23 protein-coding genes are annotated in these 23,614 nt (G+C 63.7%); 5 read left to right on the forward strand and 18 right to left on the reverse strand.

The annotated features are described in order from the left end of the window. Nucleotides 1-58: 58 nt before the first annotated feature. The 3 genes from AC1DVN_RS22245 to AC1DVN_RS22255 are packed head-to-tail and all read right to left on the reverse strand — an operon-like array spanning nucleotide 59 to nucleotide 3,079. On the reverse strand, nucleotides 59-718 hold the full coding sequence (locus AC1DVN_RS22245) for a rhomboid-like protein (RefSeq protein ID WP_021343988.1): 660 nt from the start codon (nucleotides 716-718) through the stop codon (nucleotides 59-61). A gap of 22 nt (nucleotides 719-740) precedes the next feature. After that, the gene (locus AC1DVN_RS22250; RefSeq protein ID WP_020969392.1) at nucleotides 741-1,412 is read right to left on the reverse strand and encodes an O-methyltransferase; all 672 of its coding nucleotides are present in this window, start codon (nucleotides 1,410-1,412) and stop codon (nucleotides 741-743) included. After that, nucleotides 1,355-3,079: a proline--tRNA ligase gene (locus tag AC1DVN_RS22255; RefSeq protein ID WP_477994232.1), complete on the reverse strand. Its 1,725-nt coding sequence runs from the start codon at nucleotides 3,077-3,079 to the stop codon at nucleotides 1,355-1,357. The genes AC1DVN_RS22250 and AC1DVN_RS22255 overlap by 58 nt, the downstream gene beginning before the upstream one ends. Before the next feature lie 55 nt (nucleotides 3,080-3,134). Between AC1DVN_RS22255 and yaaA the strand changes: the two genes are divergently transcribed. Then, nucleotides 3,135-3,878, forward strand: coding sequence for a peroxide stress protein YaaA (gene yaaA, locus AC1DVN_RS22260; protein WP_477845916.1), 744 nt, complete (start codon nucleotides 3,135-3,137; stop codon nucleotides 3,876-3,878). A gap of 12 nt (nucleotides 3,879-3,890) precedes the next feature. Here yaaA and AC1DVN_RS22265 read toward each other — a convergent pair whose 3' ends face one another. The 10 genes from AC1DVN_RS22265 to mqo all read right to left on the reverse strand — a co-directional run bounded on the left by AC1DVN_RS22265 (nucleotide 3,891) and on the right by mqo (nucleotide 15,293). After that, nucleotides 3,891-5,399 (reverse strand): protein adenylyltransferase SelO, encoded by a 1,509-nt coding sequence (locus AC1DVN_RS22265; protein ID WP_283384482.1) that lies wholly within the window; start codon nucleotides 5,397-5,399, stop codon nucleotides 3,891-3,893. A gap of 35 nt (nucleotides 5,400-5,434) precedes the next feature. Further along, nucleotides 5,435-5,863 (reverse strand): CBS domain-containing protein, encoded by a 429-nt coding sequence (locus AC1DVN_RS22270; RefSeq protein WP_007735005.1) that lies wholly within the window; start codon nucleotides 5,861-5,863, stop codon nucleotides 5,435-5,437. 80 nt (nucleotides 5,864-5,943) lie between these two features. Continuing rightward, the gene (locus AC1DVN_RS22275) at nucleotides 5,944-7,440 is read right to left on the reverse strand and encodes an MFS transporter (protein WP_019748047.1); all 1,497 of its coding nucleotides are present in this window, start codon (nucleotides 7,438-7,440) and stop codon (nucleotides 5,944-5,946) included. 11 nt (nucleotides 7,441-7,451) lie between these two features. After that, nucleotides 7,452-8,678 carry a uroporphyrinogen-III C-methyltransferase gene (gene cobA, locus AC1DVN_RS22280; RefSeq protein ID WP_029255169.1) on the reverse strand — a complete coding sequence of 409 codons (1,227 nt, stop codon included), beginning with the start codon at nucleotides 8,676-8,678 and terminating at the stop codon, nucleotides 7,452-7,454. Continuing rightward, complete coding sequence (locus AC1DVN_RS22285) at nucleotides 8,675-9,088, reverse strand: cobalamin biosynthesis protein (protein WP_041814958.1); 414 nt, start codon at nucleotides 9,086-9,088, stop codon at nucleotides 8,675-8,677. The genes cobA and AC1DVN_RS22285 overlap by 4 nt, the downstream gene beginning before the upstream one ends. Beyond that, nucleotides 9,072-10,448 (reverse strand): cobyrinic acid a,c-diamide synthase CobB, encoded by a 1,377-nt coding sequence (locus AC1DVN_RS22290; RefSeq protein WP_047888845.1) that lies wholly within the window; start codon nucleotides 10,446-10,448, stop codon nucleotides 9,072-9,074. The genes AC1DVN_RS22285 and AC1DVN_RS22290 overlap by 17 nt, the downstream gene beginning before the upstream one ends. Next, nucleotides 10,442-11,056, reverse strand: coding sequence for a cob(I)yrinic acid a,c-diamide adenosyltransferase (gene cobO / locus AC1DVN_RS22295; RefSeq protein WP_019748043.1), 615 nt, complete (start codon nucleotides 11,054-11,056; stop codon nucleotides 10,442-10,444). The genes AC1DVN_RS22290 and cobO overlap by 7 nt, the downstream gene beginning before the upstream one ends. Nucleotides 11,057-11,077: 21 nt before the next feature. Beyond that, the gene (locus tag AC1DVN_RS22300) at nucleotides 11,078-13,042 is read right to left on the reverse strand and encodes a magnesium chelatase subunit D family protein (RefSeq protein ID WP_046378419.1); all 1,965 of its coding nucleotides are present in this window, start codon (nucleotides 13,040-13,042) and stop codon (nucleotides 11,078-11,080) included. 224 nt (nucleotides 13,043-13,266) lie between these two features. Further along, on the reverse strand, nucleotides 13,267-13,743 hold the full coding sequence (locus AC1DVN_RS22305; RefSeq protein ID WP_003942808.1) for a GNAT family N-acetyltransferase: 477 nt from the start codon (nucleotides 13,741-13,743) through the stop codon (nucleotides 13,267-13,269). An 11-nt stretch (nucleotides 13,744-13,754) separates the two neighbouring features. Further along, on the reverse strand, nucleotides 13,755-15,293 hold the full coding sequence (gene mqo, locus AC1DVN_RS22310) for a malate dehydrogenase (quinone) (protein WP_020907417.1): 1,539 nt from the start codon (nucleotides 15,291-15,293) through the stop codon (nucleotides 13,755-13,757). Nucleotides 15,294-15,439: 146 nt separating this feature from the next. Here mqo and AC1DVN_RS22315 point away from each other — a divergent pair, with 146 nt between their 5' ends. Both AC1DVN_RS22315 and mtr read left to right on the forward strand, forming a co-directional pair. Beyond that, a complete protein-coding gene (locus AC1DVN_RS22315; RefSeq protein ID WP_020907416.1) occupies nucleotides 15,440-16,489 on the forward strand; it encodes an alpha/beta hydrolase in 1,050 nt (349 codons plus the stop codon). Beyond that, nucleotides 16,486-17,862, forward strand: a complete 1,377-nt coding sequence (gene mtr / locus AC1DVN_RS22320; protein ID WP_211916905.1) for a mycothione reductase — start codon at nucleotides 16,486-16,488, stop codon at nucleotides 17,860-17,862. Before AC1DVN_RS22315 ends, mtr begins: the two co-directional genes overlap by 4 nt. 77 nt (nucleotides 17,863-17,939) lie before the next feature. On the opposite strand, the gene AC1DVN_RS22325 is transcribed toward mtr, so the two are convergent. Together AC1DVN_RS22325 and AC1DVN_RS22330 are read right to left on the reverse strand one after the other, a co-directional pair. Beyond that, a complete protein-coding gene (locus tag AC1DVN_RS22325) occupies nucleotides 17,940-18,485 on the reverse strand; it encodes an alpha/beta fold hydrolase (protein ID WP_003942671.1) in 546 nt (181 codons plus the stop codon). Between the two features lie 224 nt (nucleotides 18,486-18,709). After that, nucleotides 18,710-19,363: a TetR/AcrR family transcriptional regulator gene (locus AC1DVN_RS22330; protein WP_477845914.1), complete on the reverse strand. Its 654-nt coding sequence runs from the start codon at nucleotides 19,361-19,363 to the stop codon at nucleotides 18,710-18,712. Nucleotides 19,364-19,464: 101 nt separating this feature from the next. Between AC1DVN_RS22330 and AC1DVN_RS22335 the strand changes: the two genes are divergently transcribed. Continuing rightward, nucleotides 19,465-20,610, forward strand: a complete 1,146-nt coding sequence (locus AC1DVN_RS22335) for an Rv3169 family protein (protein WP_477845913.1) — start codon at nucleotides 19,465-19,467, stop codon at nucleotides 20,608-20,610. Next, on the forward strand, nucleotides 20,603-21,634 hold the full coding sequence (locus AC1DVN_RS22340; protein WP_477994233.1) for a phosphotransferase family protein: 1,032 nt from the start codon (nucleotides 20,603-20,605) through the stop codon (nucleotides 21,632-21,634). The genes AC1DVN_RS22335 and AC1DVN_RS22340 overlap by 8 nt, the downstream gene beginning before the upstream one ends. Before the next feature lie 34 nt (nucleotides 21,635-21,668). Here AC1DVN_RS22340 and AC1DVN_RS22345 read toward each other — a convergent pair whose 3' ends face one another. Genes AC1DVN_RS22345 through AC1DVN_RS22355 form a run of 3 tightly spaced genes read right to left on the reverse strand, consistent with a single transcriptional unit; the run spans nucleotide 21,669 to nucleotide 23,599 of the window. Beyond that, nucleotides 21,669-22,475: an enoyl-CoA hydratase/isomerase family protein gene (locus tag AC1DVN_RS22345; RefSeq protein WP_477994234.1), complete on the reverse strand. Its 807-nt coding sequence runs from the start codon at nucleotides 22,473-22,475 to the stop codon at nucleotides 21,669-21,671. Continuing rightward, a complete protein-coding gene (locus AC1DVN_RS22350; RefSeq protein ID WP_477994235.1) occupies nucleotides 22,472-23,089 on the reverse strand; it encodes a TetR/AcrR family transcriptional regulator in 618 nt (205 codons plus the stop codon). The genes AC1DVN_RS22345 and AC1DVN_RS22350 overlap by 4 nt, the downstream gene beginning before the upstream one ends. Nucleotides 23,090-23,137: 48 nt before the next feature. Next, nucleotides 23,138-23,599: a PPOX class F420-dependent oxidoreductase gene (locus AC1DVN_RS22355; protein ID WP_099698180.1), complete on the reverse strand. Its 462-nt coding sequence runs from the start codon at nucleotides 23,597-23,599 to the stop codon at nucleotides 23,138-23,140. Between the last annotated feature and the right edge of the window lie 15 nt (nucleotides 23,600-23,614).

The following is a 23,614-nucleotide window of genomic DNA, read 5'->3' on the forward strand; positions in this document are numbered from 1 at the left end:
GTCATTACCTTTCGTCGATGACGCTAAACTACCAGCGGGTAACTTTCCGCGGTGCGATTCATGGAAGACCTGCGATTCTTCGCGAATGCCACAGGTCCATCGGATTCCACGTGCCCGCCCGAGCACGCGTGATCGGATAGCACGCCAATCCCAGCAACAACGCAGACATGTGGCCGATGGCGGTGAAATTGGTGGCGAAAATCAGAGGTACACCGTAGAAGAGCAACAGCCCCGCGAGATAGACGTATCGCCACGGATCGACGATGCGGTACACCAGAATCCCCATGATGCCGGCCAGACCGTAGCTCACTCCCACGTCGAGAGTATTGACCGCCGACTCCGCCACGTATCCGTGCCGAATACCTTCGTACAGAACACCTTCGCTGATGTACGTGGCTCCGACGTGGGCGATGACGACAACACACAGCCACCGCCACGTCCCGAGCCAACGCTCAGCCGTTGCATGAAAGATGGTGAAGAGAACCAGGTATCCCAACCAACCGCCACCTTCGAGCCAGAAGGCACTCGAGAACAGGACTCGTAGCGGGTCTTCGGCCAGGTGATGCAGATTGGTCGAGCGCTTGCCGAGAAAACGCTCCTCGACATTGTCAGGCAGATGCCGCAGGAACAGTGTGGTGAACAGCAGGGCAAGCAACCAGACATAGGTACCGGGAGCACTGCGCACCCATCGCCATGCCGCCTTTGCTGCCCCCAGCATCCTCACCGCTTCGAGTCTGCGCTCACTCGTTCACTACTGCAACGGCAAACCCGTCCCACCCCTTCGAACCCACGGTTTGAATGGCGGTGCCGTCGAGTTTCGGCTCGGCCGCGATCATCTCCAACACCGCTCGACTCGCTTTGACGCGCTCGTCGTCGATATCCGGGTTGGACACATGTCCCCCACGCACCACGTTGTCCACGATGATGACGGTTCCGGGATGCGAAAGGGCCAACGCCCACCGCACGTACTCGGTGTTGTTCTCCTTGTCGGCGTCGATGAAGACCAAGTCGAAAGGTCCCAACTCTTCCTTCGCGATCGACGGGAGGCTGTCGAGCGCGGCCCCGACGCGGACGTCGACACGGTCAGCCAAGCCGGCGCGCTCGATATTCGCCCGAGCGACATCCGCATGAGTGGGATCGAATTCCAGCGTGATGACCTGGCCCGAGGGGCCGACCGCGCGAGCGAGCCAGATCGTGCTGTATCCGCCGAGCGTTCCGATCTCGAGGACATTGCGCGCCAAGCACATTCGCGCCAGAAGGTTGAGGAGCTTGCCCTGGTTCGGCGCCACGTCGATGGGCGGGAGACCGGCCTCGGAGTTGGCGGCGAGTGCCGCGTCGAGAACCGGATCTTCACCTACCAACGTGGAAACGAGATAGCCGTCGACTTCTGCCCAATCCGGTTCGCGTTCCATAGCCACGATTGTGGCAGAAAAGAAGGGCCGCCGCAGACACCTCGGAAGGTGGCTGCACCGATCAGCTCGGAGTCCTTGAACTTCACGCCAGGCGACGCCTTACGGTCGTCGAGAATCACTTCGAGTCCGGCACGGTCGAGTTGCGCGGCGAGGCCTTCGGCGCCTTCGCGCGCGGTCTCGTCCTTGTTCGCGATGACGAGGTAGACGTCGGCCGGTGAAACCTCGGCAGGCCAGCGCAGGCCCTTTTCGTCGTGATGCTGCTCGGCAATGACGGCCACCAGACGCGAGACGCCGACGCCGTACGAACCCATGGTCGGGCGGACGGGCTTGCCGTTCTCGGCGAGGACGTCGACGGTGAAGACGTCGGTGTACTTGCGGCCGAGCTGGAAGACGTGCCCGATCTCGATACCGCGAGCCGAGACCAGCGTGCCGGCTCCGTCGGGAGAGGCGTCGCCGTCACGAACCTCGGCGGCTTCGACGGTTCCGTCAGGGGTGAAGTCGCGACCGGCAACGAGGCCGACCACGTGCTTGCCGTCTTCGTCGGCGCCGGTGATCCAGCTGGTGCCGTCGACGACGCGCGGATCGACAAGGTAGCGAACGCCGTTGGCCTGCAGAGCCTTCGGGCCGATGTAACCCTTTGCCAGGAACGGGTTGTTCTTGAAGTCGGTCTCGGTGATCATCACGAACTCGGCCGGCTCCAGCGAAGCTTCGAGGCGTTTTTCGTCGACCTCACGGTCGCCGGGGATGCCGATACCGAGCAGTTCCCACTCGCCGCCGGGCAGGCGGGTCTTGACCATGATGTTCTTGAGGGTGTCGGCGGCGGTGATGGTGCGGCCGAGGTCGGCACCGTTCGCCCAGTCCACGAGGGTGTCGATGGTGGGTGTGTTCGCGGTGTCGTACACCTTCGCTTCGGGCAGCCCGTCGAACGGAATCGAGTCGGGAACAACAGTCTTGACGGCCTCGACGTTGGCGGCGTACCCGGATTCGAGGCAGCGCACGTACGTGTCTTCGCCGATCTCGCTCTCGGCAAGGAACTCCTCGGACGCGCTGCCGCCCATCGCACCGGAGGTCGCCGAGACGATGACGTATTTGACGCCCAGACGCGTGAAGATCTTCTCGTAGGCACCGCGGTGCGCCTGGTACGACTCCGTCAGGCCTTCGTCGCTGAGGTCGAAGGAGTACGAATCCTTCATGAGGAACTCGCGACCACGCAGAATGCCCGCACGCGGACGCTCTTCGTCGCGGTACTTGGTCTGCACCTGGTACAGGGTGACCGGGAAGTCCTTGTACGAGTTGTACTCACCCTTGACCGTCAGAGCAAAGAGCTCCTCGTGGGTCGGGCCGAGCATGTAGTCGTTGCCCTTGCGGTCCTTGAGGCGGAACAGGTTGGGGCCGTACTCGGTCCAGCGGTTCGACGCCTCGTACGGATCGCGCGGGAGCAGAGCAGGCAGCAGAATTTCCTGCCCACCAATGGCATTCATTTCTTCGCGGACAACACGCTCAACCTCGCGCAGCACCCGCAATCCCAGCGGCAACCACGAGTAGACGCCTGGAGCGATACGACGCACGTAGCCGGCACGAACCAGCAATTTGTGGCTGGCAACTTCGGCGTCCGAGGGATCGTCACGCAGGGTACGCAGGAACAGGTGGGACAGACGGGTAATCACGAGGTGTAAGGATAGTCGCCGCAGTCGGCCGAGCGGGCCTCGGTACGGTTACAGCGTGCTTGTACTGCTGCCTCCCTCAGAAACCAAGTCCGACGGCGGCAAGGATGCGCCCCTCGATCTGGCCGAACTGTCGATGCCACAGTTGACCGAAACGCGCGAATTGCTGGTTCAGACGCTGGTCGATCTGGCCGCTGACGTCGAGGCGTCGTGCGAAGCGCTCGGGCTCGGTCCGACGCAAGCAGACGAAGTGGAACGCAACGCCAAGCTGTGGGTGTCCGCGACGCGGCCCGCACTGCAGCGCTACACCGGGGTGCTCTTCGACGCCCTCGACGCCAAGTCGTTCACCCGTGCCCAGAAGGCCAAGGCTCTCGATCGGATCGCGATCGGCTCCGCTCTGTTCGGTGCAGTCCGTGCGGGAGATCTGATCCCCGCCTACCGCCTTTCCGGCGGGTCCAAGCTGCCCGGGATGGACACGCTCCGCTCACTGTGGAAGCCGGAGTTGCCGAAGGCCTTGGCGGCCGAAGCCGACGGCCTTGTCATCGATCTACGGTCCGGCACCTACCAAGACCTCGGACCGGTTCCGGACGCACTGATCGCAACGGTCCTCACCGAGAAGCCGGACGGCACCCGCACTGTCGTCAGTCACTTCAACAAGCACCACAAAGGTCTGCTCGCCCGTGCGCTGGTGGTCTCGCGTGCCGAACCGACCGACATCAAGGGGGTTGCGCGGGTGGCGTCGAAGGCGGGCTTGCGCGTCGAAATCGCGTCGGAGCGTGAATTGATCATCCTGACGGATTGATGGCTTCGTCTGTCAAGTGCCACAGAAGGTTTGGAATGTTTCGCTGAAAGACTGCGGAGCCGCCTCGGTGTAGTCAGCCCACTCGTCGCGTCGGTCGAAGGGATGCGTGACCACCTCCAGCAGCTTCTCGAAGGGAGCGAGGTCGCCGTCGGTCGCGGCGCGCAGGGCAGCGTCGAGCCGATGATTACGCGGAATGTACAGCGGGTTGACGCGATCCATCGCGCTCGCGGTCTCCGCGGCCGCGTGTCCGTTTTCGGTCAGGGCTCCCTGCCACCGCTGCAACCAGGGCGCGATGTGCTCCCGTGGCACGAGGTTGTCGAGAGGCACCGAATTTCCGCGCAATTCGTCGGCGAGAGCGCGGAAACTGCCCGTCCAATCAGCACCGTGTTCCGCCAACAACGTCAGCAGATCGTCGACGAGCGCCCGATCGACAAACGGCTGGGCCAGACCGAGCTTTGCCGCGAGACCGGCCGCGTAGTGACCCTCGTAGCGCTCGTCGAAGGTCTCGAGAACTGCTGACGCCGCGGAAATTGCTTCGTCGGGTGTGGAATCGATCAGTGGCAACAGCGTTTCTGCCAAGCGCGCCAGGTTCCACTTCAGTACAGCGGGCTGATTGCCGAATGCATAGCGGCCCCCGTGGTCGATCGAGCTGAACACTGCCGCCGGATCGAACGCGTCGAGGAAGGCGCACGGACCGTAATCGATGGTCTCCCCCGAAATTGTCGTGTTGTCGGTGTTCATGACCCCGTGCACGAAACCGATGAGCATCCACCTCGCCACCAGTGATGCCTGCGCCTCAACCACCGCCTCGAGGAACTTCAGGTAGCGATTGTGTGTACCCGTTGCCGGAAGTTCGGTCAGCTCCGGGTAGTGCCGGGCAATCGCGTAATCGGTGAGCGGCTGCAATACCTCGCCCTGCCGGGCCGCGAACTCGAAGGTCCCAACGCGTAGGTGACTCGACGCGATCCGTGCAAGCACGGCACCGGGTTCTGCGCCGTTGCGGCGAACGTCTCGGCCCGTCGCCACCACCGACAGCGCGCGCGTAGTGGGGACACCGAGGGCATTCATCGCCTCGCTGACGAGATATTCGCGCAGCATCGGCCCTACGACCGCATACCCGTCGCCGCCCCGAGAGAACGGGGTGCGCCCAGAGCCCTTCAGATGCAAGTCCACACGCTGCCCGTCACTGCTGACGAGTTCGCCGAGTAACAACGCCCGACCGTCCCCGAGAATTGGCGCGTACCCACCGAACTGATGACCCGCATATGCCATCGCCACCGGTGTGGCCCCGACCGGCACCGTCGAACCGGACAGGACGCCGATCCCGTCCACACTTCGCAGCGCTTCTACGTCCAATCTCAACGACGCAGCCAGCTGCTCGTTCAGCACGAGCAACTGCGGGTCGGGCGCGGCAGCACCTTGCCACGGCACCGTCAGAGCGCCGAGTTCGTCGGCGAAGGTGCTCTCGAGGCCGGCCACGATGGTGACCGTCTCTGCTGTGGATTCCTGGAATGCGGCCATCACACGAGAGTAGTCACCGTGCGACAACCTATCGATCAGCCCTGATCGATGTACGACTCGAGCTGATCGCGTTCGCTCTTGAGCTCGTCGATGCGGCTCTTCACCACGTCACCGATACTGACGATGCCGAGGAGGTTGCCGTCCTCGATCACCGGCAGATGCCGGATTCGACGCTCGGTCATGATCGCGGCAATGCTGTCCACTGCGTCTGCCGGAACGCACGTGTACATCAGAGCGGTCATGACCTCGGAAACCTGGATCCCGAGAAGGTCCGGGCCACGCTCGTGCAGGCGTCGAACGACATCGCGTTCGGAGATGATGCCGACCACCGCGTCGTCGTCGACCACCACCATGGCTCCGATGTTGTGGCGGGCAAGATCGCACAGCAACCCGTTGACCGTCGTGTGGGCGTCGATCGTGACGATGCTGTTGCCCTTGTTTCGCAATATGTCCGCGATCCGCATCACGGCACCCCGATTCGTCGAGACTCTCGGCACGTCCTGCAACGATCGTATCGGCTAGCGAAGCGGAAAAACAGGACTGATCAGGCGATTCCCTGAGCTGCCTTCTCCGCAGCCTGAGCCTGGGCTACCTGAGAAGGTGTGAACCTGATGCACAGCGCCGCGATACCGGCGAACACCGCGCAGACCGCGCAGCCCACAAGTGCGAAGGTGTATCCCTCTCCGAGTGCGATCAATTCCGCCGGATTCATGTCCGCGGCCTTGCCCGAAGTGCCCCCGAGCGAGAGCGTCTTCGACGTCGCCATCGCACCGATCACCGACAGCGCCAGTGGTCCACCGAGCGTCTGGGCAACCTGAGCGATGGCCGTCAGCGGGCCGATCTCGGTCTCCGGCACACCGGCGATCGCGCACAGTGGCAAGGGCACCATCGCGAGGCCGATACCGAATCCGATCCCGATCACGGGCACGAACAAGTTGGCCAGGTAGGTGGAATCCGAATCCAGAGTAGACCCGTAGAGGAGTCCGACGATCATGATCACGACGCCGGTGAGGACCAGCCAACGGGGTTGAACCTTTACGGCGAGCTTGGAAGCAACCGACGCGGCGGCGCCCAATCCGAACGCGAACGGAATGAACGCGATACCGGCACGCAACGGCGAATACTGCATGATGTCCTGCACGAACAGTGCGACGAAGGCCGTCATGCTGAACATCGCGCCACCGACGAAGAAGATGGCGAGGAACGTCGCGACACGGTTGCGATCGGCGAACAACGAGAAGGGCAAGAGCGGGTTGTCTGCAGTTCGCTCGACGAAGAGGAAGGCGGCGAGGGCGACCAATCCGGCCGCCAATGCACCGATGACGGCGATACTCCCCCATCCCATTTCCGGGCCTTCGGTGAGAGCAAAAACAACACCGGTACAACCGAGGGTCGCGAGGATCGCGCCGGGGACATCCAAAGCCAGACGCGTCTGATTCGTCTCGCGAAGGGCGCGGAACGCCATGCCGACGAGCGCGATGCCGATCGGGACGTTGATGAGGAAGATCAGACGCCACGACACCTCGGTCAATGCGCCGCCGATGATCAGACCGGCGATCGATCCGACGCCCGTCATGGCGGCAAAAATCGCGATGGCCTGATTACGAGCCGGACCCGCGGCGAAAGTCGTGGCAACAAGGGCGAAGGCGGTGGGCGACGCTACGGCTGCGCCGACACCTTGAAGCGCCCGCGCTGCGATCAACATGCCCTCGTTCAGGGCGAGACCACAGAGCAACGACGCCACCGTGAACAGCGAGACTCCCGCGATGAACATCTTCTTGCGCCCGTACGCGTCACCGAGGCGACCGCCGAGGAGCATGAGCCCACCGAACGCAAGCGCGTACGAGGTCAACACCCAATTACGACCACTGTCGCTCAGCCCGAGGTCTGCCTGCAGTGGCGCCAGCGCGAGGTTCGCGACGGTGCCGTCGAGCACCACCATCATCTGCAAACCACTCAGGACGATGATGGCGAGCCCGATGACTCGAGTGGCTACCGGGGCATTCGCCGAAGCGGTTTCAGATGTTGGGGAATCAGACACAAGACTTCACGTTACCCAGCGTCGACGGAAAAGCCCGCGACCGGCCCGATCACGATGATCGCCGGAGGCTTGATCTCCTCGTCTTTGACGCGCTGAGCAACGGTCGCCAGATCGGCCCGAAGTTCACGCTGAGTGCGCAGCGTGCCCTCTTGGATGACGGTGACCGGCGTGGTTGCCGGGCGTCCACCGTCGACGAGTACCTTGGCGAACTGATCGATGCGCTCGACCGCCATGAGCAGCACGATCGTGCCGCGCAACTTGGCCAGTGCCGACCAGTCGACCAGCGAATCCGGATGATCCGGAGCCACGTGCCCACTGACGACGACGAACTCGTGGGTGACACCGCGGTGGGTCACCGGGATGCCCGCGGCCGACGGGACCGAGATCGCGCTCGTGATTCCGGGCACTACGGTCACGGGAACGCCGGCAGCGGCACACGCTTCGAGTTCTTCGTATCCCCGCCCGAAGACGTACGGGTCCCCGCCCTTGAGGCGGACCACGAACTTGCCTGCCTTCGCGTTGTCGATCAGCGCGGCGTTGATGGCCTCCTGAGCCATGGCACGGCCGTACGGGATCTTCGCGGCGTCGATCACCTCGACGTCGGGACCCAGTTCGGCGAGCAACTCCGGCGGAGCCAATCTGTCGGCCACGACGACGTCAGCGCGTGCGAGCAAACGGCGTCCGCGCACGGTGATCAGGTCGGGGTCACCGGGGCCACCACCGACGAGAGCAACGCCCGCAGCGGCCGGCTCGGCCGTATCGGCGAGCACGCCCGACTGAAGACCTTCGACGACCGCGGTGCGGACTGCTGCCGAACGACGGTGATCGCCGCCGGCAAGAATTCCGATACTCATACCGTCGTACTCGGCGCTGGCGGGAGTTACCGCGGTGCCGTGCTTCGCGTTGTCGGCGCGCACGCAGAAGATGTGGCGACGCTCCGCTTCGGCGACGATCGCTGCATTGGTTTCCGGCTCGTCGGTCGAGGCGATGGCATACCACGCACCTTCGAGGTCGCCGTCGGCGTACGGGCGCTCTTCGACCGTGATCTGCCCGGCCGTGGCCATACCTTCGACGGCTGGAGTGAACGCGCGACTGATGACGTGAACACGGGCACCAGAGGCGACCAGCAGTCCGAGTCGGCGCTGAGCCACAGTGCCGCCACCGAACACGACCACGCGTCGATCGGTCAGGTTGAGGCCGACCAAGTAGTTGGTCTCGTCTGCGGTGGACTCGCTCACTCGCACTCCGTTTCGTCGTCAGAATTGTTCAAGCTGGAGGGAACTTTACGGGCCGCCGCCACGGTCACTCCATCCCTGGCAGTCTTGGCCACTAGGAGCGGCCCGCCCCCGGAGGCGAGGATCGCCGCCGCTTCCGCGACGCTTGCCGTCCCGATCGCGTGCTCGACGCGAGTCGACGGTGACGGAACCTGAACTCGCCCAAGTACGTCCGGGTCGAAACTCACAATCGGGACGTTCAGTTCATCGGCGGCAGCGAGCAGAGCTGCAGACGCCGCCTTGCCGGTCGCAGTGGCGAGGACCACGATCCTCGCTCGCTCCTGCAGCACCGCGTTCACCGCAGCGACGATGTCCTTCGCGGTGGCGCTCGTCGTGAATCCAACGCCTATACAGAGGTCATCCCCGTGCGGCATCGACGAACTTCGCGATCGATTGGGGCTGCCCCACCGGATGAGTGTGGAGATACGACGCGTGGACGCCGCCGCGAACAAATCCTTCGCGGACACTGCCGCCGTCCCAGGGCCGCCATCCCCACGCACTTCCGCAACCGTCCGCGTCTGCCGAGACGAGAGACGTTCGGTGGAACTCGTGACCGGTGACGCGGGAGCCTGCGTCGAAGAGGGTGGAGTCGCTGATCGCCACTGCTTCGCGGTACCCGAGGGTCAGGCGTTTCCCGAATGTGGCATCCACCCCGACAACACCGGCCATGCTGTGACCGTCCAAGCTGCGAGCGAGGTAGAGCAGACCGGCACACTCGGCGTGGATCGGTGCGCCGCCGTCCGCCAGGTCACGAACCTGCTGCAGCAGAACGGTATTGGCCGCGAGGTCCACCGCATGCTCTTCCGGGAACCCGCCAGGAAGGACAAGAGCAGCAGTTCCCGCGGGAAGCTCGTCCCGCAACGGGTCGAACACCTGCACGTCCGCGCCGGCAGCAGTCAGGAGTTCACGGTGCTCGGCATAGCCGAAGGTGAAGGCAGGGCCGCCCGCCATGGCAACCACGGGACGAGACTCGGCATGTGCGCCGACCTCGGCAACCGGATCCCATGCAGCTGCACCCACGTTCGAGGCGGCCAGTGCGCGAACAGCGTCCAGTTCGACGTGCGAGGCAATCAAGTCGGACATCGCGTCCACTGCGGCCACAGCGGCGGCGCCGTGCTCGGCCGCCGGAATCAGACCGAGGTGCCGGGAGGGAACTTCTAGTTCCGTCAACCGTGGCACAACTCCGAGCACTGCGACGCCGACCTTGTCGCACGCATGACGCAACACCTGCTCGTGACGAGCGCTCCCGACGCGATTGAGAATGACGCCGCCGATGCGCACACCTGCGTCGTAGGTCGCGAAGCCGTGGAGTACGGCGGCCAGACTCTGACTGTGCCCACGGGCGTCGATCACGAGGATTACCGGCGAACCGAGGATCGACGCGACCTGCGCCGTCGATCCCTCCGCCGACGGCTGCGAGTTGGCCTCGTCGATCTTTCCGTCGAACAGACCCATGACGCCTTCGACCACGGCGATGTCACAGCCGGCGGTTCCATGCCGGTAGAGCGGTCCGATGCGATCCGGGCCGACCAGAACAGTGTCGAGGTTGCGTCCGGGCCGCCCTGCCGCGAGTCCGTGATAACCCGGGTCGATGTAGTCCGGCCCCACTTTGAAGGGTGCAACGCTGCTTCCGGACCGTCGCAGCGCGCCGATCAATCCCGTTGCCACCGTGGTCTTTCCGCTACCCGAGGCAGGAGCGGCGATCACCACGGCCGGAGTGGAAGGACTTACCATTCGATGCCCCGTTGACCCTTTCGGCCGGCATCCATCGGGTGCTTGATCTTCGTCATTTCGGTCACGAGGTCGGCGGCGTCGATCAGCGCCTGCGGGGCATCACGCCCCGTGATGACGACGTGCTGGTTGCCTGGGCGATCGCGCAGTGTCTGCACTACCTCGTCCACGTCCACCCAACCCCACTTGAGCGGGTACGTGAACTCGTCGAGGACATAGAATCGATGCTCTTCGCCTGCAAGCCTTCTCGCGATCTCCTGCCAACCCTCCGCAGCGGCAGCAGCATGATCTTCCTCGCTACCGGCCTTGCGTGTCCATGACCAACCTTCGCCCATCTTGTGCCACTGCACCGGCCCACCGACGCCGGTTTCGTCATGCAGGTTTCCGAGCGCGCGGAACGCGGCTTCCTCGCCGACCTTCCACTTGGCACTCTTCACGAACTGGAACACGCCGATGTCGAACCCTTGATTCCAGGCACGCAGCGCCATGCCGAAAGCTGCGGTGGACTTACCCTTTCCCGGGCCGGTGTGCACGGCAAGTACCGGCGCGTTACGACGCTGACGCGTGGTCAGACCGTCGTCGGGAACTGTCTCGGGAACACCCTTGGGCATCGTGAACTCCTGAGCTGGGATCTAGGCTGCGGCGCGGACGACACCCGCGACCTGCTGCGCTGACAATTCGGCAAGGCGGACGTAACCGCCACGTAGTTCTCGGGCCAACTCGGCTGCCAGCCCCAGACGCACGAGGCCGGTCTCGCAGTCGACGACGATGGAAGCGACGGACGCGTCGGCAAGAAGATGCGCGGCGACGCGGGCGCGGTGCAGCGCGTCCTTGCCCCCGGTAGCCCGGCCGTCGGTGAGCGTGACGACGAGGGCGCGGCGCTGCGGGTCACGAAGCCGTTCCCGCAGAACCACTTCGCGAGCACGCAGGAATCCCTCTGCGAGTGGGGATTTGCCGCCGGTCCGCATCGACTGCAGGCGACGGACGGCGATGTCCACCGAAGAGGTCGGCGGCAGTACGAGCTCTGCTTCACGACCACGGACAGTGATGACCGCGACCTTGTCGCGGCGCTGATAGGCGTCGCGGAGCAACGAGACAACCGCACCGGTGACCGCGGAGAGGCGGTCGCGTGCTGCCATCGACCCCGACGCGTCGACAACGAAGACGATCAGATTGCCTTCTCGCCCTTCACGAATCGCGCCGCGGAGATCAGCGGGTGCCAGCCGCAGCCGTCCAGCAGTGCGGCCGCGCGCAACTTGAGACTCGGCTGCGGCGAAGACCGTGCTCGTCAGATGCAATCCGTGGCCACGTTCCCGCGTGGACCGCACGACTCGTCCACGGGACGACATGGACCGCGAGCGGCGTCCCGGTGCACCTTCGCCGACACCAGGAACCTCGAGGAGCTTGGCCTTGAATTCGCCGGCCGGTGGCGCCGAGGGGCGATCGGTAGCGCGTACTCCCCCACCAGGTCCGTCAGGGTCTTCCGGGCCGTCGTCGTCCGGACCCTCGTCGTCCGGACCGCCGTCTTCGGGGCCACCATCTTCCGGGCCACGGTCTTCGTCAGGGCCACGGTCTTCGGGATTCTCGGGAGGTTCGGGCTCTCCGTCGCGCGCGTCGTCCTCTACCTGCGACTGGGCGTCCTGATCGGCCTGCTCGAGTGCATCGTCCAACTGCTGCTGATCCAAGCCGGGCTCGTCGAACGGATCGCGGCGGCGGCGGTGCGGCAGCGTCAGTTCCGCAGCCACTCGCACGTCCTCCGCAGTGACCTCACTGTCGCCTCGCCAGGCAGCGTGGGCAGTCGCGGTGCGCGCCAGCACCAGGTCCGCGCGCATACCGTCGACGTCGAACGACGCACACAGTGAGGCGATTCGACGCAGCTCGCGGTTGCTCAGCTCGACCGAGTCCAGTTTCTCACGCGCCGTGAGGATTTCGGCCGCGAGCTCCTCATCGGCGGATTCGTACCGAGCGACAAACGCCTCGGGGTCGCGCTCGTAGTCGAGCCGGCGACGCACCACTTCCATGCGTACGTCGACGTCGCGGGAAGCTGCGACATCGACCGCCAGTCCGAAACGGTCCAACAACTGTGGACGCAGTTCTCCCTCTTCGGGATTCATCGTGCCGACGAGTACGAATTTGGCCGGGTGCGAATGGGAGATTCCGTCACGCTCGATGTGAACGCGACCCATCGCCGCGGCGTCGAGAAGCACGTCGACCAGGTGGTCGTGAAGCAGATTCACCTCGTCGACGTACAGAACTCCCTGGTGAGCCGCGGCGAGCAGTCCAGGTTGGAAAGCGCGCTCACCGTCGCGGAGAACCTTCTCGAGGTCGATGGACCCGATCACTCGGTCTTCGGTGGCGCCGACGGGCAGTTCCACCAAGCGGGCCGGTCGTGTCGTTCCGGCGTCGTCGACCGCGGGCAGCAGCGCAGTCAGCGCGCGCACGACCGTCGACTTGGCAGTTCCCTTCTCACCGCGGACCAGGACTCCACCGATCCCCGGATGCACAGCACACAGAATCAGCGCCAACCGCAATTGATCCTGGCCGACCACAGCACTGAACGGGAAGCCCGCCACTGGTCGATCTTCTTCACTTCGCACGTCGATATCCCTCCACCTCTCGGTTTCCTCGCCGAGAATTTGGCTGCACTCGAATGTCGCGGCAACCTGGCTGAGATCTCCCGGTCAGTCGGTAGAGGAGAGATCTTTCACAGTGGCGGGACCGCGCCTGGATCGAACAGGACTTCCCCGCGAACATTCGGTATCGAAAAAACCCTAGTCGGCTCGCTTTTCCACGAGCCGACCAGGGTCAAATCTCCGACAAACTAGCTGACAGCCACGAAAGGCTCTCCCCCGCCACGGCGCATCGGGGTGTGCGGGATGCCGTCTTCGATGAACTCTTCGCCGTCAGCCTTGAATCCGTGCTTGGCGTACATCTCGACCAGGTAGGTCTGGGCGTTGATCCGACACGGCGCTTCGCCGACCTCGGCAAGTGCGGCCTGCAGGAGGCGGGTCGTGTGGCCCTGGCCGCGAGCCTGACGCGACGTGCAGAGGCGTCCGATTCGGAAGCTCTTGTTTCCGTCGTCGTGCTCTTCGAGCAGACGGAGTGTGCACACCACCTGGCCGTCCTGCTCGAGCCAGAAGTGGCGTGTTTCCGTCAGCAGGTCCCGCCCGTCCAACTCGGGATACGGGCAGGCCTGCTCGACGACAAAGACCTCCACTCGAAGCTTCAACAACTCGTAGAACGTCTTGTTGTCGAGGTCGAGTGCCCATGAACGCTTCAAAGCTGCTGTTGCCGTCATGGGTTGGACTATCACACAGTCGCGACGGTATCCGCGACCGGAGCCGATTCGGAAGCACCAGCGGAATCGAGCTCGAGAACCTTCGAGGACCAATCCCAGACCTGGTTGAACAGGCCTTCGTTGTCGGTGAGTTTGACGCCGATGGACGGAACCATCTCGCGAAGCTTGCCCTTCCAACCCTGGAACTCGGTCGGGAAGCAGCGCTCGAGTACGTCCAGCATCGCCGGGACGGCCGTGGACGCACCGGGCGAAGCGCCGAGCAGGCCGGCGATGGAGCCGTCCTCAGCGGCGACCACAGCGGTACCGAATTCGAGGACGCCGCCCTTGCCCTTGGCACGGCGGATCACCTGGACGCGCTGGCCCGCGGTGATGAGCTCCCAGTCCTGAGCCTGCGCCTTGGGCGCGAATTCACGCAGATCCCAGATGCGACCGGCTTCGTTCTTGGCGAGTTCGCTGACCAGGTACTTGACCAGGCCGAGCTCGCTGACGCCGACGCCGAGCATCGAGAGGATGTTGTTCGGCTTGACCGAGCCGGGCAGGTCCGTGACGCGACCCTGCTTGAGGAACTTCGGCGACCATCCGGCGTACGGGCCGAACAGCAGACCCGGCTTGTTGCCGATGACACGGGTGTCGAGGTGCGGCACCGACATGGGCGGGGCGCCGACGGCAGCCTTGCCGTAAACCTTGGCGCTGTGCTGGTCGATGAGTTCGGGGTTGGTGCATCGCAGGAAAGCACCGCTGACCGGGAAGCCACCGAAGCCCTTGGCTTCCTTGATGCCGGACTTCTGCAGCAGGTGCAGGGCGCCGCCACCAGCACCGACGAACACGAAGCGCGAGCGAACGGTGCGCTTTTCGCCGGTGCGACGGTTGGTGACCTTGACGGTCCAGGACTTGTCCGAGTTCTGGGTCAGGTTGGTGACCTCGTGGCCGAAGTACATCTTGCCGCCGGTCTTACCGATGTAGCCGATGAGCTGCTTGGTGAGCGCTCCGAAATCGACGTCGGTGCCGTCCTGGCTCCAGTTCAGGGCGATGGGATCGGAGAAGTCGCGTCCCTTGGCCATGAGCGGCAAACGCTCGCTGAACTCGGCCGGATCGTCGATGTACTCCATGCCGCGGAAGAGCGTGTGGCCGGCAAGTGCGTCGTAGCGAGCACGCAGGTACTTGGCGTTGGCCTCACCGTGAACGAAGCTCACGTGTGGGATGGGGTTGATGAATTCCTTGGGCTGAGTCAGGACGCCCTGCTCGACCGCGTGTGCCCAGAACTGGCGGGACACCTGGAACTGCTCGTTGACGTTGACGGCCTTCTTGATGTCGACCGTGCCGTCGGAGTTCTCCGGGGTGTAATTGAGCTCACACAGGGCGGAGTGACCGGTTCCCGCGTTGTTCCAGGGGTCGCTGCTCTCGGCTGCGACGGCATCGAGCCGCTCGAAGGTCGAGATCGACCAATCGGGCTGCAGCTGGCGCAGCAATGCACCCAGCGTGGCGCTCATGATGCCTGCGCCCACGAGCACTACATCCGTCTTCGTCTCTACCGCGTTCTGATTCGACACTGGAGAATCGACTTCCTTGTCATTAGCCGTGCGCGCATCCGCCTGCTGTGTTACGCCGAATAGGTTACCCGTGCGTACTCGCGCGGTTCACCACCCCCAATTGTGCTCTACAACGCGCACCCGAAACGACGATTAGATTGTGATTTGTGACTACTTGGGTTCCAGACGTCCTCGGTGACGGATATCAGCAGCTGACGATCCCGCTCGGAACGGATCCGGACGGCGAAGGCGAGGTGGACGCAACACTGGTCCGCTACCAACCGCGGAAGGAGGCGGTGAAGACACGTCGTGCCGTCTTGTACGTGCACGGATTCACCGATTACTTCTTCCAGAAGCACCTGGCCGAGCATTTTGCCGAGCAGGGCTACGCATTCTTCGCACTCGACTTGCGCAAGTGCGGGCGATCCCTCAAGCCGGGACACACGGCGCACTACGTCTCCGACCTTGCGCTCTACGACGCCGAACTGAACGAGGCGCTGCGCATCGTCCGCAGCGAGACCGACGGGAGCGAGGTGCTGCTCATGGCGCACTCGACCGGCGGTCTGATCGTCCCGCTGTGGCTGAACCGTTTGCAGCGCAAGCCCGGTGGCAGCGACGGCGCCGGAATCTGCGGGCTGGTGCTCAACAGTCCCTGGTTCGATCTTCAGGGCCCCTCGGTGGTGCGTAACGTGGGAACCACCGCGATCGACGCCCTCGGACGGGTATCGGCGAAGACGGTGATTCCGGGAACCGGACTACCGACTTACGGTTCCAGCCTTCATGTTTCGGCAAACGGAGTGTGGGACTACAACCTCGACTGGAAGCCGCTGGCCGGCTGCCCCGTCACCTTCGGCTGGATGCGGGCCGTCCGAGCGGGTCACGCGAAACTTCACCGCGGCCTCGATATCGGAGTGCCCGCGCTGATTCTGCGCTCGAAGAAGTCGCAGTTCGCCAAGGCGTACAACCCGAGCGTCGACCTCGCCGATTCCGTTCTCGACGTCAAGCAGATCGCACGCTGGGCGGGTTGCCTCGGCGATCGCACCACCATCGTCCCGATCGACGGCGCCCGTCACGACGTGTTTCTTTCGACCGAGAAGCCCTTGGCCACAGCCTTTTCCGAACTCGACCTGTGGCTGGAGTGGCTCGACGGCCACCTCACTCCGGCCGCAGAAAGTTCGGCAAGCACAGCAAGCAACACACAGGAGATCGCGCAGTGACGCACTACGACCTTGCAATCATCGGCAGCGGATCCGGAAACTCGCTGCCCGACGAGCGGTTCGACGGCAAGAAGATCGCAATCCTCGAAGAGGGCACCTTCGGCGGAACGTGTCTCAATGTCGGGTGTATCCCGACCAAGATGTTCGTCTACGCCGCCGAGGTGGCACGCACCATCACCACTGCCGAGAAGTACGGCGTCGACGCCACGCTCGACGGCGTCCGTTGGTCCGACATCGTCAAGCGCGTCTTCGGCCGCATCGATCCCATTTCCGCAGGTGGTGAGCGGTACCGCAGCGAAGACAGTCCCAACACCACCGTCTACCGCGGCCACGCCACGTTCACCGGAGACAAGACGATCGACACCGGAACCGGCGAGACGATCACCGCCGACCAGGTGGTCATCGCTGCCGGTTCGCGTCCGATCATCCCGGAAGAGATCGCGTCGAGCGGTGTGAAGTACTACACCAACGAAGACATCATGCGACTGCCCGAACTTCCCGAGCACCTGGTGATCGTCGGTTCCGGATTCATCGCCACCGAGTTCGCACACGTGTTCTCCGCGTTGGGTTCTCGCGTCTCGATCATCGGTCGCAGCCAGAGACTGCTGCGGCACCTCGACGACGAGATCTCCGAGCGCTTCACCGAGTTGGCCGAACAGAAGTGGGACGTCCATCTGGGCTCCCCCCTCACGTCGGTACGCGGCGACGGCGACAAAATTGCCGTCGAACTGGCAAACGGCACAGTCGTTTCCGGTGACGTCCTTCTCGTAGCAGTGGGCCGCCAGCCCAACGGCGATCTACTCGGTCTCGACAAGGCCGGCGTCGAACTCGACGACAAGGGCTCGATCGTGGTCGACGAATACCAACGCACCACCGCCGAGGGCGTCTTCGCACTCGGTGACGTCTCGTCGCCGTACCAGCTCAAGCACGTCGCCAACCATGAAGCGCGCGTTGTTCAGCACAACCTGCTTCAGGACGCTTGGAAGGACACGTCCGAGCTTCGCAGCACCGATCACCGCTTCGTGCCGGCAGCCGTGTTCACCGACCCGCAGATCGCCGACGTCGGAATGACGGAGAAGCAGGCTCGCGACGCCGGACTCGACATCACCGTCAAGGTGCAGGCATACGGCGACGTCGCGTACGGCTGGGCGATGGAGGATCAGGAGGGCATCTGCAAGGTGATCGCCGAGCGCGGCACCGGACGCATCCTCGGTGCCCACGTCATGGGCACTCAGGCTCCGACCGTCATCCAGCCCCTCATCCAGGCGATGAGCTTCGGTTTGTCAGCTCAGGACATGGCGCGTGGCCAGTACTGGATCCACCCGGCCCTGGCCGAAGTGGTCGAGAACGCGCTGCTCGGCCTCGACATCTGAGCCCCGCAGCCCTAATGACGCCGAAAAGGCGGGCACTCCGCACAGTGGGAGTGCCCGCCTTTTCGTAGGTCAGAGTTTCACCAGGGGCTGGTACGCAGCACGATCTCGGTTGCGAGTTCGGCCGGTGCCGACTTGACGACGTCGTCGACACCCGGAAGTTCCGTCACGCGGAAGTCGGAGTACACGAAACGACCGCTGGCGTCGGCGATGGCCCGACCTCCACTGCCCACGACTACGGTGGTCGGAACCTCGACCGGCGGTACGCCGGCAATATCGCTGGCCGACGGATGTCCACGGTCCACGGCGATCAAACTCGCGAAGCGGCCGAACTGACGTGCAGCCAACAGCCACGCGAGATCGGCGCCCTCCCGGTGACCGACCAGGTTCACCCAGGCGATGTTCAACTCGTCCAGAAGTACCACTGCCGAGGTCTCGTCGAGATTCTCGATCGATTCCACCGCGACGGTCCGCAGATCCGAATGATGCAGTCGCTCACACACATCGTCGTACAAGTCGACGGGGTCGCCCTTGCCGGGGAGCAGGAGTACCGCATGCTTGCTGACCGGCCCGTCGATCCGAACGGTGCACGAACCACTGCCCACCGCAACTCGAGTCAATTCCATGTCTGGAAACGGTACGCGATCCACACTGTGGAGGACCCTGGAGTCGACAGAAGTATGACCACTCATACATTCTCACCACCGCCGGCGAGTCCGATTTGTTCGCTCTGCACCGCCTCTCCCCTGAGCGAAAGTGGCTTTCGGCGCATCTGAGGCGACGGACGTACCGTTCGCTCGAGTGGGGGGTGGGCGAAGCGCCGAGCGCCTGACCGGAGGAAGCGCCTCGGTCAGCCCCTCATTGCCGGCTGATCTCGGTGCCGGCTGATCTCGGTTCCCGTCGACGTAACCAGCAGAACCAGTGCGTCCGCAGTGCGCGCGCAGAACGCGTCACCGTCGGCGAGGCCACTCGTGAGGCCCCGCACGATGGTGGTTGCAACGAGAATGTCGAAGGCCACATCGGCGGTCGACACGATTTCCGTGTCGGACCGCTCGGGAAATTCGACACGCACGCGCTCGGCGAGCGCGAGCCGGGCCGGGTCTTCCGATCTCCGAACCAGTTGTTCGTAGGCGCCGTCTTCTTGATGGTAGGCCGACAGCAGGCCGGGAATCGCCGCGCGCGTTGCCGGTTCGGCAACTCTCGCGAGGAACCATCTCGTCCAGGCCTGCATGTCGTCACGCAAATTCGACGTGGTCACCGGTAGCGCCGCATCCTGCATTCCGAAGACCGCATCCTCGATGATGGATTCCTTGGTCGCCCAGCGCCGATAGATTGCCGCGGTGCCCAGTTCGGCCCTTCGCGCGATGGCTGTGATCGTGGTCTTCTGGTAACCCTGCTCCGCCAGTAACTCGCGGGCGGCGGTGAGGATGGCGTCGTCCACCTGCGGATCTCGAGGGCGCCCCACTCCGACGGTGCCGATACGTCGATCTTTGCGTTCGTCCACAACTGCGGACAGTACCCGACCGGTTTCGCGAAAACTATTACGTTGCGTAGCGCTCCGTAATAGATTGTGAACACCCCACTCCGTCGACACAAGGACCGACTGTGATCACACCGCACGACGAACTACTCATTCATCAACTCCCGACGACACTCGACCACGTCTCCCAAAGTGACCTGCGCTGGACCGAACGCATCGTGATGTACGGCTTCGACAAAACGGGCGAGATCAGCATCATGACGGGACTGGCCAAATACCCGAACCGCAACGTCCTCGACGCCTACGCGATGGTGACGCGCAAGGGTGAGGAAGCCCGCGTGGTGCGCCTGTCCACCGAGTTGAACCCTCAGACCGGAGGACTGGCAGCGTGGAGTGTGGGGCCGTACACCTATGAAATCGTCGAACCACTCCGCCAGGTACGTTCCACGGTCGACGCAAACGAACACGGATTGAGCCTGCAACTCGACTTCCACGGCGACTTCCCGGTGTACGAGCAGACGGCAGCGTTCCATCGCACGCGCGGCCGCGTTCGCGAAGACGCCCGACGCTTCTACCAGAACGGCACCGTCACGGGTTGGATCGAAATCGACGGCACCCGCATCGACATCGATCCCGACAACTGGTGGTTCGGCCGCGATCACTCGTGGGGCGTACGACACGGCGGTGGCGGCGGCAGTCTGTCCGAGGGCGCGAACCTGCAGCCGTCCGAGGTTCCGGACGGAGTCCTCTATTACATGGGGATATTCCAATTCGACGACGAGGTAGTGCATTTCGCGCAGCGCGAAACCAGTACCGGCGCGCGCTGGCAGTTCGAGGGCGAGGTCCTCTTCCCGATCGGTTCCGGCAAGGACGCGCTACCGATCATCGACGTGGAACACGACCTGAAATTCCGTGACGACATGCGGGTGGTCGAATCCGGCACTTTCACCGTGCACCGAGCGGACCGGACCACCGACGTGATCGAGGTGAATCCGGTGTGCGATTTCTGGCCCGGACTGGCCGGTTACGACGAGTACCGGGGGTACGCCTCCGGCATGTACCGCGGCAAGGACTTCAGCGACAGCTTCACCGTCGACATCACGAACCTCGACGAAATCCGGCAGGTGAGCATGCTCAGCGAGACGCTGTGCGAGGTCCGCATGGGAGACAAAGTCGGATACGGGCTCGTGGAAATGGTCTTCATGGGCGTGAATCCCCGCTACGGGTACACCGATTGGAGCAACACACGGACAGGTACGAACAATGACTGACCGAACAGCCGCAGAAGACATCGCACCCGCCCTTGAACCACTTGTCCGGGAGCACATTCCGGGTACTCGAGGCGCCAAGATCGTCAACTTCAAGCGCACCGAACGCGGATTCTCGACGGAGACATACCTGTTCGACCTCGATGGCGCCACTGGCGAGTCGAGTGGTTTTGTTTTCCGGCGTCCACCGGAGGTTTCGCTGTTCCCCGACTACGATCTCCGCCGCCAGTTCCTCGTGACACAAAGGCTCGCGAAGTCCGACCTCGCAGTCCCCCACGTTCGGTGGATCGACAGCGGTGACAACCCACTCGGCAGCCCCTACTACGTCATGGACCGCATCGGTAATGCCGAGGCGCCCAGCGACTTTCCGTCATATCACAGTGCCGGGACATACTTCGAAGCCGATGAGGCAGGCCGAGCGAAGATGTGGTGGGGATGCGTCGAGACGATTGCGCAGATTCATCGCTTGGACCCGGACAAGCTCGAACTCGGATTCCTCTCCTACCCCCAGTTCGGCACCCATCCGGTCGAACAGGCGGTGAACTACCTCGACTGGGCCGTTCGTTGGGCATCGCCGGACCTACCGCCGATATTCGACAAAGCACTGGCCTGGCTGAGGGAGAACATCTACCAACCCGAACACGTGACACTGTGCTGGGGCGATGCCCGGATGTCGAACATCCTCTACGGCCCGGACCAGTCGATCGCCGGGGTTCTCGATTGGGAGATGGCGTACCTCGGCGATCACGAGGCCGACCTCGCCTGGCTGTTGTTTCTCGATTGGGCGTGTAGCGAATTCGAGGGACACACACCTTTGCCAGGCACTCCCAGCCGAGAAGAGACCATTGCCCGCTACGAGGAACTGACCGGCTGGAGGGTCGAGAACCTTTTGTTCAACGAGGTACTCGCTGCGGTTCTGCTCGCTGTTCCGCTCCTGCGCCTGTCCACGCACCTCCAACTCGGCGAACATACGGATATCACCGCGTTCYGCAAACATCGTCTCGAACAGTTGCTGCTAGACGCGTAGTCGTCCGCGTGTGATTCTCCGCAAGGCTCCCGAATCATTCCGACGGGATTTCCTGCCACTCGGCGGACAAGCGCGAAACCCACACAGGCGTGCGCCGTTCCATGAATGCACGAACACCTTCCGCCGCGTCCGGCTTCCCCATGACGCGTAGATGCAGGTCCGTTTCGATGGCCGCCACCGTCTCCGGTCGACAGCTGCTGCTCTGGCTCTGCCAGAGCAGTCGCTTCGAGAGTGCCACCGACATCGGTGCAGTGTTCGTCGCAATGTCTCGGGCGATCACCAACGCCGCCGAAAGCACTTCGTCAGCGGGCAGGCAACGGCTACCCAACCCGAGCGCGATTGCCTCGGCTCCGTCGGACGTCCTTCCAGTCAAAAGGATGTCGGCGGCCACAGCCATTCCGGCGATGCGCGGAACCGTCCAATGCGCCATCGCATCCGGCAACACACCGAGGCGAACCTGCGGAATTGCATACTTGGCGTCAGCTGCAAAGATTCTGATATCGGCCTGCATCGCGATGGTGAGGCCGATTCCGATCGCATGTCCGTTCACCGCTGCGATGACCGGCTTTCGCAACTCGAACGCCGGCGGATCCACCGGTGATGACGAAAACTCCTCGCCGTCAGGTGAATCGAAGGTGCCGGCGCCGTCGCCAAGATCTGCACCCGCGCAGAATGCTGGTGGCGCACCGGTCAGCACGATCACGCGAACGGAATCGTCTTCGTCGAGCTTTCGGTACGCCTGCCCCAATTCTCGACCCATGTGCTTGTTGAAGGCATTCCGTTTGTCAGGCCTGTCGAGGGTCACGACGGCAACGCCGCCGTCCACCGAAACCGAGATCATTGCCCCACCGCTTCCGTCCCGACGGCGTCGGCCGGATGCGCAGCCAGGACGTACAGAGATCGTGCGAGGGCATCTACAAAGCCGTCCTGACCCTCGAGCCCACGGGTCAGCCCCTGCATTGTCGTCGTTCCGGCCAGCAGATCGAACAAGAACATCGCATCTGCACCTGCCGGGATCTCACCACGCCTCACCGCGTCGTCCAGCAGATCCTGAAACGCTGCACGAACCGGCGCACCGATAGCCAACAGACGTTGTCGCGCCTCTGCCGTCCGCGAATCGGCAAGCAGGCCAGGAACTCCGGCCCGCGCCGCGGGGCGGGCAGCGCGGACCAGGAAGATGTGCACCCACGTCGTCAGATCCACCCGCAAATCACCGGTCGACCGAGGCAATGGATGTCCGCCCGGTCCATGCACTGCTTCTTCGATCAGGGCTTCCCGTGACGACCAGCGACGGTAGATGGCCGGCGTATTGACACCGGCAGTCCTGGCAATCGCCGAAATGGTCGTCTGCTGATACCCGACTTCGGCCAGCAGTGTGCGAGCTGCAAGCAGCACAGCCTCGTCCTTGCCTGGGTCGCGCGGTCGTCCGATACGGGCGGGAGACTCGGTTTTCACCATTACATATTAACTCGTAACGTTATCTCCTACCTGAACGAACGCAGTTCAGGTGCCGGACGGCTTGGGGAGCCTCGTCATTCCGTAGACGTGATCAGCGCGCACCGTGAGGATCTGTCGACGCTCCGCAACCATTGCTTCGCGGTACTCCTCCCAATCAGGATGCTCCTGGCCGCTGATGTCCCGGTACAGCTCGACCAGTGCGTCAGACACTTCGTCGTGAGGATCGGCCGCGACGGGTGTCACCACGGCAAGTCCTTCGATCACGGCGTAGCTCCAGAAGTCGGGCGCGCTGACGTGGAGGGAAACCTGCGGATCGCGGATCGCATTTTTACTCTTGGCGCGATCGGCTGTGATGGACACGGAAGCCGTCTTCGACTCGACGTCCCAGCGGTAAATGATGTTGGACAACTGTGGGCGGCCGTCACGCTTGACGGTTGCCAGCACGCCTTGTTTTCCCTGGGCCACGAGTGCGAACAACGCTTCGGCGGTGTCTGTGTCATTGCTCATATCTGCACCAACGAC

It is taken from the genome of Rhodococcus sp. P4_E4 (genome assembly GCF_056401575.1).